Origin of the sequence: Longimicrobium sp., assembly GCA_036377595.1 — a bacterium.
GTDB lineage: Bacteria > Gemmatimonadota > Gemmatimonadetes > Longimicrobiales > Longimicrobiaceae > Longimicrobium.
In genome coordinates this window covers 66255-83039 of the sequence record DASUYB010000150.1, presented here as the reverse complement: position 1 = coordinate 83039, position 16785 = coordinate 66255, and the positions used below count along the sequence as shown (strand labels likewise).

Annotated in this window: 13 protein-coding genes; all 13 read left to right on the top strand. The window is 72.9% G+C overall.

Translation table 11 applies throughout. From position 1 onward, the window contains the following. Positions 1-382: 382 nt before the first annotated feature. The 13 genes from tssB (at position 383) to VF092_26585 (ending at position 16784) form a co-directional block, all read left to right on the top strand. On the top strand, positions 383-895 hold the full coding sequence (tssB, locus tag VF092_26645; protein ID HEX6750895.1) for a type VI secretion system contractile sheath small subunit: 513 nt from the start codon (positions 383-385) through the stop codon (positions 893-895). After that, a complete protein-coding gene (gene tssC, locus VF092_26640; GenBank protein ID HEX6750894.1) occupies positions 888-2372 on the top strand; it encodes a type VI secretion system contractile sheath large subunit in 1485 nt (494 codons plus the stop codon). The genes tssB and tssC overlap by 8 nt, the downstream gene beginning before the upstream one ends. A 79-nt stretch (positions 2373-2451) precedes the next feature. Beyond that, positions 2452-2940: a type VI secretion system tube protein Hcp gene (locus VF092_26635; GenBank protein ID HEX6750893.1), complete on the top strand. Its 489-nt coding sequence runs from the start codon at positions 2452-2454 to the stop codon at positions 2938-2940. Next, on the top strand, positions 2937-3686 hold the full coding sequence (locus VF092_26630) for a type VI secretion system accessory protein TagJ (protein ID HEX6750892.1): 750 nt from the start codon (positions 2937-2939) through the stop codon (positions 3684-3686). Before VF092_26635 ends, VF092_26630 begins: the two co-directional genes overlap by 4 nt. Further along, positions 3683-5503: a type VI secretion system protein TssA gene (gene tssA, locus VF092_26625; GenBank protein ID HEX6750891.1), complete on the top strand. Its 1821-nt coding sequence runs from the start codon at positions 3683-3685 to the stop codon at positions 5501-5503. Before VF092_26630 ends, tssA begins: the two co-directional genes overlap by 4 nt. Beyond that, positions 5490-5975 carry a type VI secretion system baseplate subunit TssE gene (tssE, locus tag VF092_26620; protein ID HEX6750890.1) on the top strand — a complete coding sequence of 162 codons (486 nt, stop codon included), beginning with the start codon at positions 5490-5492 and terminating at the stop codon, positions 5973-5975. Before tssA ends, tssE begins: the two co-directional genes overlap by 14 nt. After that, a complete protein-coding gene (gene tssF / locus VF092_26615) occupies positions 5968-7809 on the top strand; it encodes a type VI secretion system baseplate subunit TssF (protein ID HEX6750889.1) in 1842 nt (613 codons plus the stop codon). Before tssE ends, tssF begins: the two co-directional genes overlap by 8 nt. Further along, positions 7791-8888, top strand: coding sequence for a type VI secretion system baseplate subunit TssG (gene tssG / locus VF092_26610; GenBank protein ID HEX6750888.1), 1098 nt, complete (start codon positions 7791-7793; stop codon positions 8886-8888). Before tssF ends, tssG begins: the two co-directional genes overlap by 19 nt. A 157-nt stretch (positions 8889-9045) precedes the next feature. Beyond that, positions 9046-11955 carry a type VI secretion system ATPase TssH gene (tssH, locus tag VF092_26605; GenBank protein ID HEX6750887.1) on the top strand — a complete coding sequence of 970 codons (2910 nt, stop codon included), beginning with the start codon at positions 9046-9048 and terminating at the stop codon, positions 11953-11955. Positions 11956-11986: 31 nt separating this feature from the next. Then, entirely contained in the window at positions 11987-14086 is a 2100-nt protein-coding gene (tssI, locus tag VF092_26600; GenBank protein ID HEX6750886.1) for a type VI secretion system tip protein TssI/VgrG, read from the top strand. Between the two features lie 11 nt (positions 14087-14097). Next, positions 14098-14682: a DUF6484 domain-containing protein gene (locus VF092_26595; GenBank protein HEX6750885.1), complete on the top strand. Its 585-nt coding sequence runs from the start codon at positions 14098-14100 to the stop codon at positions 14680-14682. Positions 14683-14739: 57 nt separating this feature from the next. Further along, entirely contained in the window at positions 14740-15732 is a 993-nt protein-coding gene (locus tag VF092_26590) for a DUF2169 domain-containing protein (protein ID HEX6750884.1), read from the top strand. Beyond that, positions 15732-16784 (top strand): beta-ketoacyl synthase N-terminal-like domain-containing protein, encoded by a 1053-nt coding sequence (locus VF092_26585; protein ID HEX6750883.1) that lies wholly within the window; start codon positions 15732-15734, stop codon positions 16782-16784. The genes VF092_26590 and VF092_26585 overlap by 1 nt, the downstream gene beginning before the upstream one ends. The last annotated feature ends 1 nt before the right edge of the window (position 16785 follow it).

The window sequence follows — 16785 nt, the reverse complement described above, 5'->3', positions numbered from 1 at the left end:
GCGCCGGCGCCGGTTCTTGATTGAAACAGAATGGTCTCACGCAGGCGCAGAGCAGCAGAGGCAGCAGAGAACTGCAGCTTCTTCCCTGCTGACCCTGCTGACTCTGCGTGAGCCTTCTGTTTTGGGGATCTGCGTCGGACGGGAAACGGAGGGCGGGAAAATAGGCAGGACTGCCCATGTGCGGCGTCCGTGCCGCCCCTAGCCTGAGCGGTGCGGCGGGGGACGGGTCCCGCATCACCGCCGCGAAAAAGCCGGTTCCGGCAGGGCGTTCATCATCGCAGCGACAACGCGCCGGTTTTCCGTCGTCTCCCATTCATCCCGAGTTCCCGCGACCCGGCCGCCGCGCCGGCTCCACCCCGCAACGCCAGATCAGGAGCACACGATGGCAGAAAGCATCCAGGCCAAGCTGGGCCGCGTCCGCGCGCCCCGGGTGCAGATCAGCTACGAGGTGGAGACGGGCGGGGCCATCGAGATGAAGGAGCTTCCCTTCGTGATGGGCGTGCTGGCCGACCTCACCGGGCAGCCCGAGGAGCCGCTGGCGCGGCTGCGCGACCGCAAGTTCGTGGAGATCAACCCCGACAACTTCGACGAGGTGCTGCAGCGGATGAAGCCGCACCTGGCGTTCAAGGTGCCCAACCGGCTGAGCGACGAGGAGGGCTCGATCGGCGTGGACCTGCACTTCCAGTCGCTCGACGACTTCTCGCCCGACCGGGTGGCCGAGCAGGTGGAGCCGCTGCGCAAGCTGCTGGAGCTGCGCCGCCAGCTGTCGGACCTGCGCGGCAGCCTGCAGGGGAACGACAAGCTGGAAGAGGTGCTGCAGGCCACGCTGCACGACCAGGAGGCGCTCAGCCGCCTGAAGGAAGAGCTCCAGCCCGCGGAGGCCCCCGATGTCTGAGACCCAGGCCGCGGTGGCCGCCGCCGGCGCCGCAGACGAAGAACGCACCAGCGTGCTGGACCAGATCGTCCGCGAGGGACGCTTCGGGCCCGCCGAGCCGGCGCAGGCGCGCGGGCGCGGGCTGGTCCGCCGCTTCGTGGAGGAGGTGCTGCAGGGGAGCATGCAGGTGGGCCCCGACACCGAGGCCATGCTCAACGCGCGCATCGCCGAGATCGACCAGCTGATCTCGGCGCAGCTGAACGCCATCATGCACCACCCCGCGTTCCAGAAGCTCGAGGCCACCTGGCGCGGGCTGAAGTACCTGCTCGCCCAGAGCGAGACAGGCACCATGCTGAAGATCAAGGTGCTGAACGTGACCAAGAAGGAGCTGCTGAAGGACCTGCAGCGCGCCCCCGAGTTCGACCAGAGCGCGCTGTTCAAGAAGGTGTACGAGGAGGAGTACGGGGTGTTCGGCGGCCACCCCTTCGCCGCGCTGCTGGGCGACTACGAGTTCGGCCGCGGGGGCGAGGACATCGAGCTGCTGGAGAAGGTCAGCCAGGTGGCGGCGGGCGCGCACGCGCCGTTCATCACCGCCGCCGGGTGCGACATGTTCAACCTGGAGAGCTTCACCCAGCTCGACGCGCCGCGCGACCTGGCCAAGATCTTCGACAACACCGAGTACGCGCGCTGGAAGGCGTTCCGCGAGACCGAGGACTCGCGCTACGTGGCGCTCACGCTGCCCCGCATGCTGCTGCGCGACCCCTACGGCCGCGAGACGGTGCCGGTGGAGGCGTTCGACTACGAGGAGCGCGTGGACGGCTCGGACCACGCCGCCTACCTGTGGGGGAACGCGGCCTGGGCGCTGGGCGCGCGGGTGACGCAGGCCTTCGCCAAGTACGGGTGGTGCGCCACCATCCGCGGGGTGGAGGGGGGCGGCCTGGTGGAGGGGCTGCCGGTGCACAACTTCCGCACCGACAGCGGCGACGTGGCCATGAAGTGCCCCACCGAGTCGTCCATCACCGACCGGCGCGAGAAGGAGCTGGCCGACCTGGGGTTCGCGCCGCTGGTGCATTGCAAGGGCACGCCCAAGGCCGCCTTCTTCTCCGTCCAGTCGGCGCAGAAGCCCAAGGTCTACGACACCGACGCGGCCACCGGCAACGCGCGCATCTCGGCGCAGATCCCCTACATCTTCGCCGTCTCGCGCTTCGCCCATTACCTGAAGGCGATGATGCGCGACAAGATCGGCGGCTACATGTCGCGCAGCCAGGCCGAGACCTTCCTCAACCGCTGGATCAGCAACTACGTCGTGGCCAACGACGACGCCTCGGCCGAGGTCAAGAGCAAGCGGCCGCTGCGCGAGGCGCGCATCGACGTGGTGGAGGTGCCGGGGAAGCCGGGCGCCTACCGCGCCGTGGCCTTCCTGCGCCCGCACTTCCAGCTCGACGAGCTGAGCGTGTCGATGCGGCTGGTGGCCGACCTGCCGCAGCCGGCGTCCTGAGCGCTTCTCCTTCATCCTGCCGCGCGCCCGGCACGGGGCCGGGCGCGCGGGCACCCTTCACCCGCGGAGCACGAATCCCATGCCTTTCGACGCATTCCTCAAGATCGACGGGATCGACGGCGAGTCGACCCGCAGCGGCTTCGAGAAGCAGATCGAGCTGCTGAGCTTCAGCCTGGGCGCGCACAACTCGACCACGGTGGGCTCGGCCGGCGCCGGCGGCGGCGCGGGGAAGGCCTCGGTGTCGGCGTTCAACTGCCTGAAGGCCACCGACGCGGCCAGCCCGCAGCTGTTCCAGGCCTGCTGCTCGGGGAAGCACATCGCCAAGGTGGTGGTCACCCTGCGCAAGGCGGGCGGCGACTCGCCGGTGGACTACCTGAAGTACGAGTTCGAGAAGGTGTACATCGCGTCGGTGCAGTGGAGCGGCACCAGCGGCGGCGACAACCGCCCCACCGAGTCGCTGGGGCTGGCCTTCGGCAAGGTGACGGTCACCTACACGCCGCAGAGCGACACCGGGGCCACCGGCTCGCCGGTGGTGGCCAGCTGGGACGTGCAGAAGGTGTCGGCGTGAGCACCCTGGCCGCCGACGCGGCCGGCGCCCGCGTCCTGTACGAGCAGGGGCGGCTGGACGAGGCCATCGCCGCGCTGGGGGCCGTGCTGCGCGGCGACCCGGCCGACGCGCGCAGCCGCACCTTCCTGTTCGAGCTGCTCTGCTTCGCGGGCGAGTACGACCGCGCGGGAAAGCAGCTGGACGTGATCGCGGGCGGCGGCCGCGAGGCGGAGCTGGGGGCGTGGCTCTACCGCAGCGCCCTGCACGCCGAGCGCACGCGCCAGGCGCTGTTCGCCGACGGCGGCTCGCCGCCGCACGCGGCCGGGGACGCGGCCTCGGTCTCCGGCCGGCTGAACGGGCGCGCGTTCTCGTCGCTCGAGGACGCCGACCCGCGCATCGGCGCGCGGCTGGAGGTGTTCGCGGCGGGGCAGTACACCTGGATCCCCTTCCGCCTGCTGGCCGGGGTGCGGATGGAGCCGCCCCGCCATCTCCGCGACCTGCTGTGGGCGCCCGCGCGGGTGCAGCCGGCCGAGGGGTTCGACGGCGCCGAGCTGGGCGAGGTGCTCCTTCCCGTCCTCTCCCCCCTCTCCTGGCGCCACGCCGACGCGCAGGTGCGGCTGGGGCGCGCGGCCGACTGGGACGACGGGCCCGGCGGCGAGCCGGTTCCCGTCGGCGCCAAGCTGCTGCGGGTGGACGGGGAGATCGTTCCGCTCCTCGACCTGCGCGAGCTGGAGATCGACGCCCCCGCCGCGGCGGAGGCGCCATGACCGCCGCCCTCGCGTCCGACCTGCTGGAGCCCATCGCCGGCGAGAACCCGGCGGGGCCCAGCCTGCGCGGCGAGCTGGTGTACCAGCAGATCCGCCAGGCGCGCTTCGAGGAGGACGACGTCCCGCAGGGCGACTGGAAGCGCGAGCGCAAGACGGCCGACTACGCGCTGGTGGTGAAGCTGGCCACCGACGTCCTCGCCCGGCAGTCGAAGGACCTGCAGGTGGCGGCGTGGTTGACGGAGGCGTGGACGCGGCGCCAGGGCTTCGCCGGCTTCGCCGCCGGGGTGGAGCTGATGCTGGGGATGATGGAGCGCTTCTGGGACCATCTCCACCCCGAGATCGAGGACGGCGACCTGGAGCTGCGCGCCGCCCCGCTCGAGTGGATCGACCTGTACCTGGGCGCGTCGCTGCGCCTGGCGCCGCTGACGAAGGCCGGCCACGGCGCCGCCGCCTACGCCGAGTCGCGCAAGGTGGGGAGCGAGGAAGAGGCGAAGGGCGACGAGGCCAGGCTGGCCGAGTGGCGCGCCGCCGTCGAGGCGGGGAAGGTGAGCGCCGAGGCGTTCGACCGCGGGGTGGAGGAGACGCCGGGCGAGTGGCTGCGCGAGCGCCGCGCGGAGCTCGACGCCGGGGCCGCCGCCCTCGACGCGCTGCAGGCCTTCAGCCGCGAGCGGCTGGGCGACGCGGCCCCCGCCTTCCTGAAGCTGCGCGAGGCGCTGGACGAGGTCCGCCGGCTGGCCGGACAGCTCCTGGCGAAGAAGGGCGAGCCCGAGCCCGAGGCCTCCGCGGCCGACGCGTCCTCGTCCACCGAGCCGGGAGACGGGGCGACGGCGGTGGAGATCGCGGCCGGCGTCGCCGTCTCCGCCGCGAGCGGCGGGGATGGAGATGCACCGCCATCTCCGTCGCTCGAGGCGGGGCCGCCGCGGACGCGCGAGGAGGCGGCGGCGCGGCTGGCAGCGCTGGCCCGGCATCTCCGCCGCGAGCGGCCGGCGGACCCCGCGCCGTACCTCGTCCTGCGCGGCTTCCGCTGGGGCGAGCTGCGCGGCGGCGGCCCATCCCCCGATCCCCGTCTCCTGGCGGCGCCGCCCACGGCCGAGCGGGTGCGGCTGAAGACGCTGCTGCTGGAGGAGCGCTGGGCCGAGCTGCTCGACGCGGCCGAGGAGACCATGGCCCAGCCGCAGGGCCGCGGCTGGCTGGACCTGCAGCGCTACTCGGCCGCCGCCTGCGCCGCCCTGGGCGAGGCGTACGACGCGCTCCGCGCCGCGCTGGCGGCCGAGCTGCGTGCGCTGCTGCAGGCCGTACCCGCGCTCCCCGCGATGACGCTGATGGACGACACCCCCGCGGCCAACGCCGAGACGCTGGCGTGGCTGCGCGAGGCCGGCCTCGTCTCCGCGGACGGAGCGGAGGCGGCGCCGCCCCCCGCGCCGTCGCCCGGCGCCGCGGCGGAGCGCGCGCGGGCGCGGGCGGCCGCGGGCGAGCCGGAGCGGGCGGTGGAGATCCTGGTGGCCGCCGCCGCGCAGGAGCGCAGCGAGCGCGCGCGCTTCCTCCACCGCTCGCAGGCCGCCGCGGTGCTGGTCGACGCGGGAAAGGCCGCCGTGGCCGTGCCCATCCTCCGCCAGCTGCTGGAGCAGGTGGAGCGGCACCAGCTGGAGGCGTGGGAGGCGGGCGAGGTGGTGGCCGGGCCGCTGGCGCTCCTCCACCGCGCGCTCTCGCAGGCGGGCGACGGCCAGGGCGAGCGCGAGGGGCTGTACCTGCGCGTCTGCCGGCTGGACCCCGTGCGGGCGATGCAGCTGGCGGGGAGCGCCGATGCAGCCGCATGACCCCGACCGCACGGTGCGCCTGTCGGTGCTCGACCGGCTGCTGGAGGAGGAGACCGGCGCCGGCCGCGCGGGGACGCCTTGGTCGCGCTCCGTCGCGCGGCTCAAGGCGTCGCTGCTGCGCGACCTGGAGTGGCTGCTGAACACCCGGCGCGCCATCGACCTCGCGCCCGAGTGGTGCCCCGAGCTGCGGCGCTCCGTATTCACCTTCGGGCTGGGCGACCTTTCCTCGCTGACCGCCGGCTCCGAGGCGGTGCGGCGGCGGCTGCAGCGCGAGGTGGAGGAGGCGGTCACCACCTTCGAGCCGCGGCTCACGCGCGTGCGGGTGACCGTGGGCGACGCGGCGGACCGCGAGGTGCGCTTCGTGGTGGAGGGGGTGCTGCAGATGGAGCCCGAGCCCGAGCGGGTGGCCTTCGACACCGTGCTGGAGACGGCCAGCGGCACCTTCCGGGTGAGCGGAGGCGCGCATGCGTGACGCGCTGCTCGACTACTACGAGCGCGAGCTCACCTGGCTGCGCCGCACCGGTGCCGACTTCGCGCGGCGCTACCCGCGCGTGGCGCAGCGGCTTCTCCTCGAGCCGACGAAGTGCGAGGACCCGCACGTGGAGCGGCTGCTGGAGGGGTTCGCCTTCCTGGCCGCGCGCGTGCACCTGAAGCTCGACGACGACTTTCCCGAGATCGCCGAGGCGCTGCTCGACGCGGCGTATCCGCAGTACGTGCGCCCCATCCCCTCGATGGCGGTGGCGCAGCTGCACCCCGACCCCGAGCGCGGCGCCCTTCCCGCCGGGCACCCGGTTCCGCGCGGCACGCTGCTGTACTCGCGCGAGGTGGCGGGCGCGCCCTGCCGCTTCCGCACCTGCTACGACACCGCGCTCCTCCCCGTCTCCGTCGCGTCGGCGAAGTGGACCGCGCCGTACGAGCTGCGGCCGCCCGTGCGCGCGGGCGACGCGGTGGCCGCCATCCGGCTGGAGCTGCGCTGCCTGGGGGGATTGACCTTCTCCGCGCTGGAGACGGATTCGCTCCGCTTCCACCTCTCCGCCGAGCCGAACCTGGCGGGGACGCTGTACGAGCTCCTCTGCAACAGCGTCCGCGAGGTGTGGGTGCGCGACCTGGTCCCCGGCTCGCGCGCCGAGCCCGTCGTCCTCCCCGCCGGTGCGATCACCCCCGTGGGCTTCGCGGAGGACGAGGGGATGCTCCCCGTCCCCCGCCGCGCCTTCGTGGGATACCGGCTGCTGGGCGAGTACTTCACCTTCCCCGAGAAGTTCTGGTTCGTGGACCTGGCCGGCTTCGAGCGCGTGCGCGCGGCGGGGATGGGCGAGGCGGTGGAGGTCGTCATCCTCATCGCCCCCTTCGAGCGTGGGGATCGCCGGAACGCGCTGGAGGCGGGGATCGGGGCGGAGACCTTCCGGCTGGGGTGCACGCCGATCATCAACCTCTTCCCGCACACCTCCGAGCCCACGCCGGTCACCCAGCGCGCGTTCGAGTACCGCATCATCCCCGACGCGCACCGGCCCACCACGGGCGTCTACGCGGTGGAGGAGGTGACGGCCGTGGCGGCGGGCGACCCCACGCCGCTGCGCATCGAGCCGCTGCACGCCTTCCGCGCGCGGGGCGACGGGGTGGACGAGGCGAAGGTGTGGTGGTACGCGCGGCGGCGGCCCTCCGGCTGGCGGCCCGACGAGGCGACCGACGTCTGCCTCCACTTCGTGGACCGCGACGCGCGGCTGGCGCAGCCCTACGCGCACGCGGTGACCGCGCGCCTCCTCTGCCACAATGGCGATCTCCCGGGGCGGATGGAGCTGGCGTCCGACGGGGCGGACCTGTCGCTCCCCGGCGGCGGGCCGGTGCTGAAGGTGTCGCTGCTGGGCACGCCCACGCCGCTGGTGCAGCCGCCCTCCGGCGGCGCGCAGCTCTGGCGCCTGGTCTCCCAGCTCTCCCTCAACTACGCGTCGCTCGCGGACGACGGGGCGGAGAGCCTGCGCGCGCTCCTGGCGCTGCACAACTTCGCCGGCTCGCGCGCGGGCGAGAAGCACGTGCAGGGCGTGGTCTCCGTCGCCGGCGCGCCCATGCACGCGCGCGTGGGCGGCGAGGGGGGGATCGCGTTCGCGCGCGGGCACCGGGTGGAGGTGACGTTCGACGAAGAGGAGTTCGCGGGCGGCGGCGTGTACCTCCTCGCGGCCGTGCTGGAGCGCTTCATGGGATTGTACGTGTCGATGAACAGCTTCTGCGCGCTGACCGCCCGCACGCGGCAGCGCCGGGAGCCGCTGCGGCGGTGGCCGCCCCGGTCCGGATGGAAGCCGCTGCTGTAGCCCCGCCCGGGCCGCCGCCCGCGCCGCCGCGGAAGGCGCGCGCGCGGAAGCCCGCCGCCGCGTCCCCGGACGGCACCTCTCCGGGCGACGGGGGACTGGCGGCGGCGGAGCGGGCGCTGGCGGCGGAGCCGTGGGGGTTCGGCTTCTTCCAGGCGGTGCGGCTGCTGGAGCGGCTGCGGCCGGGGCGCGCGCGGGTGGGCTTCTTCGGCGATCCCGCGGCCGAGGTGGTGCGCTTCGGGGTGAACCCGTCCATCGCCTTCCCCCCATCGGAACTGCACGGGGTGGAGCTGGAGGGCGAGGTGGCGCGGATGAGCGTGAACTTCCTGGGGCTCACCGGGCCGCAGGGGGTGCTGCCGCTGCACTACACGCTCCTGGTCCGCCACCGGGCGCGGGCGAAAGAGCCGGCGCCGGGTGAGTTCCTGGACCTCTTCCACCACCGCCTGCTGTCGCTGTTCTACCGCGCGTGGGAGAAGCACCGCATCGCCGTGGCCGCCGAGCGCGGCGAGCGCGACCCGCTGCGGCGCCACCTGCTGGACCTGCTGGGCGAGGGCGGCGAGGCGGCGCGCCGCGAGCTGCCGGAGGAGGCGCTGGCGTGGTTCGCGGGGGCGCTGGCGCCGCCGTCGCGCGGGGCGGTGGCGCTGGAGCAGGTGCTGGAGGAGTGCTTCGGCGTGCCGGCCGCGGTGGAGCAGTTCGTGGGGGGATGGGTTCCGCTCGACGACGGCGAGCTGTGCCGGCTGGGGGAAGATGATGGCGGCGATTCGGACGCGCTGGGATGGGGCGCGGTGGCGGGCGCCGAGGTGTGGCACCCGCAGTCGCGGATCCGCGTGGTGCTGGGGCCGCTGTCGAAGCGCGACTACGACCGCTTCCTCCCCACCGGCGGCGCGCACGGGCTGCTGAAGGCGCTGGTCCGCTTCCACACGCACGACCAGTTCGAGTGCGAGGTGCGGCTGGTGCTGGCGCGCGACGAGGTCCCCGGCTGCGTCCTGGGCGCCGCCGACGCCGAACCGCTCGGATGGAGCACCTGGGTCCGTACGCGCCCGTTCGCCGAGGATGCGGGGGATACGCTGCTGAGGCTGTGAAGCGCTGGAACTCCTCCGTTTCCGCCGTTCCCTCCGTGTGATCCAAATCAGTTAACAGAGGATTTCACACGGAGGAAACGGAGGGAACGGAGGAAGAAAAGATGCGGGTGATCTGAATCGCGGCGAGCGTCACTTCAAAGAAAGACGTGGGGAGATCATGAACGTGAACGTCCGCTCCCTGATCGGGAAGCTGAACCACCACACGCGCTCGGCCGTCGACGCCGCCGCCGGCCTCTGCCTGGCCCGCACCCACTACGACGTGGAGGTCGAGCACTACCTGACCAAGCTGCTCGACGCCGCCGACAGCGACGCGGGCTACGTGCTGCGCCACTACGGCGTCGACCGCTCGCGGCTGGAGCGCGACCTGGCCGCCGGGCTCGACCGGCTGAAGAGCGGCAACGCCCGCACCCCGTCGCTCAGCCCCTCGCTCCTGCGCATGCTCGAAGTGGCGTGGAACGCGGCCACGCTCGACTACGCCGCCGGCGAGATCCGCACCGGCCACACCCTCGTGGCGCTGCTGTGCGACCCCGAGCTGTCTCGCCTGGCCCGCTCCATCAGCCGCGAGCTGGAAAAGATCAACGCCGAGGAGCTGCGCAAGGAGCTGCCCCTCTTCTCCGGCGCCTCGGCGGAGGAGGCGGGTGCCGTCGCCGCGCCGTCCACCGCGGCCGCCGGGGGAGACGGGGCGCCGCTGCGGGCGGCGGGGGGGAAGACGCCCAACCTCGACCAGTACACCGTCGATCTCACCGAGCGCGCGCGGCGCGGGCAGCTGGACCCCGTGCTGGGGCGCGACGCCGAGGTGCGGCAGGTGGTCGACATCCTCACCCGGCGTCGGCAGAACAACCCCATCCTGGTCGGCGAGGCCGGGGTGGGGAAGACGGCGGTGGTGGAGGGGTTCGCGCTGCGCATCGCCGCGGGCGACGTGCCGCCGGTGCTGCGCGGCGTGGTGGTGAAGACCCTCGATCTCGCGCTCCTGCAGGCGGGCGCGGGGATCAAGGGAGAGTTCGAGAACCGGCTGAAGGGGCTGATCGAGGAGGTCCGCTCCTCGCCCATCCCCATCATCCTGTTCATCGACGAGGCGCACACCATGATCGGCGCCGGCGGGCAGGCCGGGCAGGGCGACGCCGCCAACCTGCTGAAGCCCGCGCTGGCCCGCGGCGAGCTGCGCACGCTCGCGGCCACGACCTGGTCGGAATACAAGAAGTACTTCGAGAAGGACCCCGCGCTCGCCCGCCGCTTCCAGCTGGTCAAGGTCGAGGAGCCGTCGGAAGAGTCGTGCATGGTGATGATGCGCGGCGTGGCGCCGTCGCTCGAAAAGCACCACGGCGTGCGCATCCTGGCCGACGGCGTGGACGCGGCCGTGCGCCTCTCGCACCGCTACCTCCCCGACCGCCAGCTCCCCGACAAGGCCGTGAGCGTGCTCGACACCGCCTGCGCGCGGCTGTCGCTGGGGCAGAACGCCACCCCCGGCCCGGTGGAGGACGCGCGGCGGCGGCTGGACGACCTGGCCGTGCAGGCCCGCGTGCTGGAGCGCGAGTCCGCCGCCGGCGCCGACCACGCCGAGACGCTGGCCGCCATCGCCGCCGCGCGCGCCGAGACCGAGGCGCGCCTGGCCGCGCTCACCTCGCGCTGGGAGCGGGAGCGGGAGCTGGTGGGCCGCGTCCGCGCCGCGCGGGAGCGGCTGGAGGCGCTCGCGGGGCACGGAGACGGGCAGGGGACAGGGGACAGGGGACAGGGGACAGGGGGAACGGTGTCGCCCGCGGCGGCATCTCCCGCGGCGGCATCCTCATCCCCCGCGGCGGGAGATGGTGCGGGTGGGGACGGCGCCGCATCCGACGGATCGCCATCTCCCGAATCCCCATCCCCTGAATCTCCATCTCCCGTCCCTGATGGAGACGCGGCGGCGGTGCGGGCGGAGCTGGACCGGCTGGGGGCGGAGCTGATCGAGGTGCAGGGGGAGAGCCCGCTGGTGCCCGTCTGCGTCGATTCCGCGCTGGTGGGGCAGGTGATCAGCGGGTGGACCGGCATCCCCGTCGGCAAGATGCTGCGCGACCAGATGGGGATGGCGCTGGAGCTGGAGACGCACCTGGGGCGGCGCATCATCGGGCAGGACCACGCGCTCGAGGCCGTCAGCCACCGCGTCCGCACCTCGCGCGCGGGGATCGAGGACCCCGACAAGCCCGTGGGCGTCTTCTTCCTGGTGGGCCCCAGCGGGGTGGGGAAGACGGAGACCGCGCTCGCGCTCTCCGATCTCCTCTACGGCGGCGAGCAGAACCTGGTCACCATCAACATGAGCGAGTTCCAGGAGGCGCACACCGTCAGCACGCTCAAGGGCGCGCCCCCGGGATACGTGGGCTACGGCGAGGGCGGCGTGCTGACCGAGGCCGTCCGCCGCCGCCCCTACTCCGTGGTCCTCCTCGACGAGGTGGAGAAGGCGCACCCCGACGTGCTCGAGCTCTTCTTCCAGGTGTTCGACAAGGGGGTGATGGAGGACGGCGAGGGGCGCCAGGTGGTGTTCCGCAACTGCGTCATCATCCTCACCACCAACGCGGGGACGGAGACGGTGATGAAGCTGACCGCCGACCCCGAGACCGCGCCCGGGCCCGAGGCGCTGGTGAAGGCGCTGAAGCCCGAGCTGGACGCCGTCTTCAAACCCGCGCTGCTGGGGCGCACCGTGATCATCCCCTACTACCCGGTGCGCGACCAGGCGCTGCGGCGGATCATCACCCTCAAGCTGGAGAAGGTGCGGCGCCGCCTGCGCGAGACGCACCGCGTGGAGCTGGTGGCCGACGACGCGGTGCTCGACACCATCGCCGCGCGCTGCACCGAGGTGGAGAGCGGCGCCCGCAACGTCGACAACATCCTCACCCACACCCTCCTCCCCCGCCTGTCGCGCCTGCTGCTGGCGGCCATGGCCGAGGGGAGCCGCCCCACCGCCCTGCGCGTGAGCGTGGACGCGGCCGGCGAGTTCACCTGCGAGATGGGGCCGGCCACCGTCCCCGTGGCTGACATCGCCGCGCCGGACGGAGCGGGGGAGCCGGAGCCCGCGCTGGCGGGGGCGGAGGGGTGATGGAGACTCCGCGGCCCGCCGGGGGTGGGCGATGAGCGCGTTCTCGCAGGCGGACCGCCCGATGCGCGTGGAGACCGCGCTGGGCGAGGATGTGCTCCTGCTGGCCGGGCTCACCGGCGACGAAGGGGTGTCGATGCCCTTCCGCTGGCGGCTGGAGCTGCTCTCCGAGGACGGCTGCATCAGCCCGGGCGACGTGCTGCGCACCCCCGTCACCCTGCACCTGCGCCTGGCCGACGGGAGCGAGCGCATCGTCCACGGACTCGTGCGCCGCTTCGCGCAGCTGGGGCGGCGCGACGAGCTGGCCGAGTACCGCGCCGAGGTGGTGCCCTGGCTCTGGTTCCTCTCCCTCGGCCGCGAGTGCCGCATCTACCAGAACCTCACCGTTCCCGAGATCGCCGAGCAGGTGTTCCGCGCGCAGGGGTGGTCGGACTTCGAGCTGCGCTGCACGAAGAGCTATCCCAAGCGCGAGTACTGCGTGCAGTACCGCGAGACGCACCTGGCCTTCGTGCAGCGGCTGCTGGAGGACGAGGGGATCTTCTACTTCTTCGAGCACTCCGAGGGAAAGCACCTGCTGGTGCTGGCCGACGGCGCCGACGCGGTGCAGCCCTGCCCGGCGATGCCGAAGGCGCGCATGGCGCCGCAGGAGGCGCCGGACGGCGACGACGTGGTGACCGAGCTGTATCGCGAGCACGCCGCCCGCGCGGGGAAGGTGGCGCTGCGCGACTACGACCCGCTGCAGCCCTCGCTGAAGCTGGAAAGCACGCTCTCGGGCGAGGAGCCCGAGGAGGTGTACGACTACCCCGGCGGCTACACCCAGCCCGGCGAGGGCGACCGCTACGCCCGGCTGCGGCTGGAGGCGCAGGCCGCGCGCCGTGAAGTGGTGCGCGGCGGGGGCACCTGCCGCGCCTTCGCCAGCGGCTTCCGCTTCGACCTGACCGACCACTACCGCTCCGACGCCAACCAGGCCTACACCCTCCTGCGCGTGCGCCACACCGCCCGCGCGGGCGACTACCTGAGCTGGGAGTCGGCGCCGCTCGACTATCGCAACCGCTTCCTCGCGACCCCGCACGCCGTTCCCTGGCGCCCGCCGCGCGCCACCCGGCGCCCGGTGGTGCGCGGCTCGCAGACGGCGCTCGTGGTGGGCCCCGCCGGCGAGGAGGTGTGGACCGACAAGCACGGGCGCATCAAGGTGCAGTTCTACTGGGACCGCGAGGGGAAGAAGGACGAGAACTCGAGCTGCTGGGTGCGCGTGGCCCAGCCGTGGGCGGGGAAGGGATATGGCGGCGTGCAGATCCCCCGCATCGGCAACGAGGTGGTGGTGGAGTTCCTGGAGGGCGATCCCGACCGGCCGCTGGTGACCGGGAGCGTCTACAACGCCGAGCAGGCGCCGCCCTTCGCGCTCCCGGGGATCCAGATGGGGATGAAGTCGCGCTCCTCGCCCGGCGGCGGCGGCTACAACGAGATCACCATGACGGACACGAAGGGAAAGGAGGCGATCACCATCCACGGCCAGTACGACATGACCACCACCGTGGAGCACGATCGCACCGACACCATCAAGAACAACGAGACGGTCTCCATCACGGTGAACCGCACGGAGAGCGTGGGGGGGAACGAGCAGATCAGCATCACCGGCAACCGCACCGAGAGCGTGGGCGGCAACGAGCAGATCGCCGTCACCGGTACCCGGACGGAAACCGTGGGCGCCGACGAGACGCTGACGGTGACGGGGAGCCGCACCCGCACCGTGGTGGTGAACGAGTCCGTCAACGTCGGCGTGGCGCAGGAGGTCACCGTCATCGGGGCCCGAGCCCTCACCGTGGGAGCCGGCCAGACCACCTCGATCACCGGCGGTCACACCGTGTCGGTGAGCCGCGACCAGGGGAATACCATCGACGGCGGCCGCACCACGAAGGTGGGAAAGGACGACTCGCTGACCGTGGCCAAGAAGCTGGTGATCGACGCCGGCGACGAGGTCACCATCAAGACGGGCGACGCCAGCATCGTGATGAAGAAGGACGGCACCATCACCCTCAAGGGCAAGGACATCAAGGTCGAGGGCTCGGGGAAGATCAACGTGAAGGCGTCGGGCGACGTGGTCCTGAAGGGGCAGAACGTGCTGGCGAACTGACGGAGGAGCAGATGGCGGTGAACCACGACGTCGTGACGCTGGAGATCACCCGGTTCGAGAGCACGGACGAGCAGCGGGGCGGCGACCCGGCGGGCGCGGGGGACGAGGCCGGCGGCGCCGTTCTCACCGCGGCCATGGAGGAGACGGAGGCTCGCCGCCGGCCGCCGCAGCCTTCGGTCGCGGGGATCGTGATCGGGCGCGTGACGTCCGTCTCGGCTGCGGAGGGCGTGTGGGTCGACTATCCCGCGAACCCGTCCGGCGCCCCGATGCCCGCGTGCTCGACGGTGGCGATCGGCGCGGGCGACGTGGGGCGCGAAGTGGCCCTGTCCTTCGAGCGGGGAGAAGCGGCGCGGCCGATCGTCCTCGGTCTCCTCCATCGCCCCGCCGCCCATGGGGAGAGTGCGTGGCCGCACGCCGCGATCACGGCGGACGGGGAGCGCGTCACCGTGAGCGCGGACCGCGAGATCGTGCTGCGCTGCGGCGATGCCAGCATCACCCTCACCCGCGCTGGGAAGATCCTGATCCGCGGGTCCTACCTCCTGAGCCGCTCCACCGGGGTGAACCGGATCAAGGGCGGCTCCGTCCAGATCAACTGACCAGGCCGGCGGCGCACGGTACGCCCCGGCCGCCGAGGAGGCGCCGCGATGTGGGCGGTGAGCAGCGAAACGCCCTACCGGGCCGACGGTTCCTGGGGACGCGACAAGGACGGCCTGCACGAGTGGATCGTGGCGGTCAAGGCGACGTTCGAAATCCGTCCCGACGGCAGCCTGGCGGTAGCCGAGGAGCAGCTCGACCCGCTGCTGGCGCCCGAGTACAGCGGCGAGCCGGGAATGTCGAGCCTGTGCTACGACGCCGACTTGGTGGCGCCCAAGCCCACGACGGACATGGTGCTGAACGCCACGGCGTACGCTCCCGGCGGGCGGCCGAGCACCCACTTCATGGCCGGACTCCGCATCGGTCCGCTCACCAAGGTCATCCGCGTGGTCGGTGACCGCACCTGGGTGGACGGACCGCTCGGCGGCGTGCCCTCGGAACCGCTCCCCGTGGCGCAGGTGCCGATCACCTGGGAGCGCGCCTACGGAGGATATGACCACGCGGACCCGGACCCCCGCAACCACCGCCTGGACACCCGCAACCCCGTAGGTACGGGGATCGGCAGCCGGATCGGCGATCCCGCGCCCGTTTTCGAGTATCCCGGCGGCGGCCTGGAGGGCGGCCCGGCCGGCTTCGGCGCCATCGACAGCTTCTGGTCGCCGCGCAGGGAACTGCAGGGGACGTACGACCAAGCTTGGGAGGAGGGGCGCATGCCGCTCCTTCCGGAGGACTGGGATCCCCGATCGCTCCTCTGCTCTCCCCCCGACCAGCGCCCCGCCACCTGGCTGCACGGCGGCGAACTGATCGAGCTGGCCAACCTCACTCCCGGGGGGCATCTCCGCTTCGTTCTGCCGAAGGTGTACCTCACCTTCCGCACCGCTTTCAGCACGCGCACGGGCACGCGCACCGAGGAGCATCGCGGCCGGCTCTCCACGGTGGTCATCGAGCCCGACCACCCGCGCGTGATCATGGTGTGGACGAGCGCGCTGCAGGTGCGCCGCGACCCCGACTACCTGGACGAGACCGTCGTCCGCGAGAAGCCGTACCGGTGATGTACGGCCCCGTCCACGTCGTGGCCGCCGGCGCCCGGACGCCGGTGGGGCTGCACGCTCCGGCCAGCGCGGCCGCGCTCCGCGCGGGGATCAGCGGGATGGGCAGGCACCCGTTCATGGTCGACCACCTGGGCGACCCGATGCCCGGGGCGATCGACGCGGTGATCGACCCGGGGCTCTTCGGTCCTGACCGCTTCCTGGCGCTGACGGAGAGCGCGCTTCGCGAGGCGTGCGCGCCGCTCTGCGAAGCGGGTTTCCGTCCCCGGCTTCCCCTCTACCTGGCGTTGCCAGAGCCCCGGCCGGGGTTCGGCGAGGACGACGCGCAGGCGGTGGCCGCCGGGATCGTCCGGATCGAAAGACTGCCCGCCAACATCTCCGAGGTGAGGGTCTCCACCGAGGGGCATGCCGCCGGCCTGCTGGTGCTGGCTTCCGCCCTGGAGCAGATCCGGAGTGGGGCGATCGAGGCGTGCCTGGTGGGGGGAGTGGAGAGCTATTTCCACCCCGACACCATGGAATGGCTCGACGACAACCGGCAGCTTGCGGGTGCGGACGCGCGCTCGGCGTTCGTGCCGGGCGAGGGCGCCGGGTTCTGCCTGCTGATGGGGGAGCCCGCCCGTGAGCGTGGTGGGTTGCGCGCCCGGGTGCGAGTGCTCGCCGCGGCGGTCGCGAGGGAGACGAAGCTCATCAAGACCGAGGACGTCTGCCTGGGTGAGGGGCTGACCGCCGCGGTCCGGGCCGCCGCGGCACGCTTGGCCCCACCGACGGAGACGGTGGGCGAGGTGATCTGCGACCTCAACGGCGAGCGCTACCGCGGCGAGGAGTGGGGGTTCGCCTGCCTGCGCCTCGGCAGATACATCGCCGACCCGACCGCGTATCGCTCTCCCGCCGACCTGTGGGGCGATCTGGGAGCCGCGTCGGGCCCGCTGTTCGTCATGCTCGCCTGCCAGGCCGCCGAGCGCGGCTACGCGAAGGCTTCACGGACTATGCTGTGGGCGAGCTCGGAGGGCGGCCTGCGCGCGGCCGCCCTGCTCGAGACCACAGCTGCGACATGAC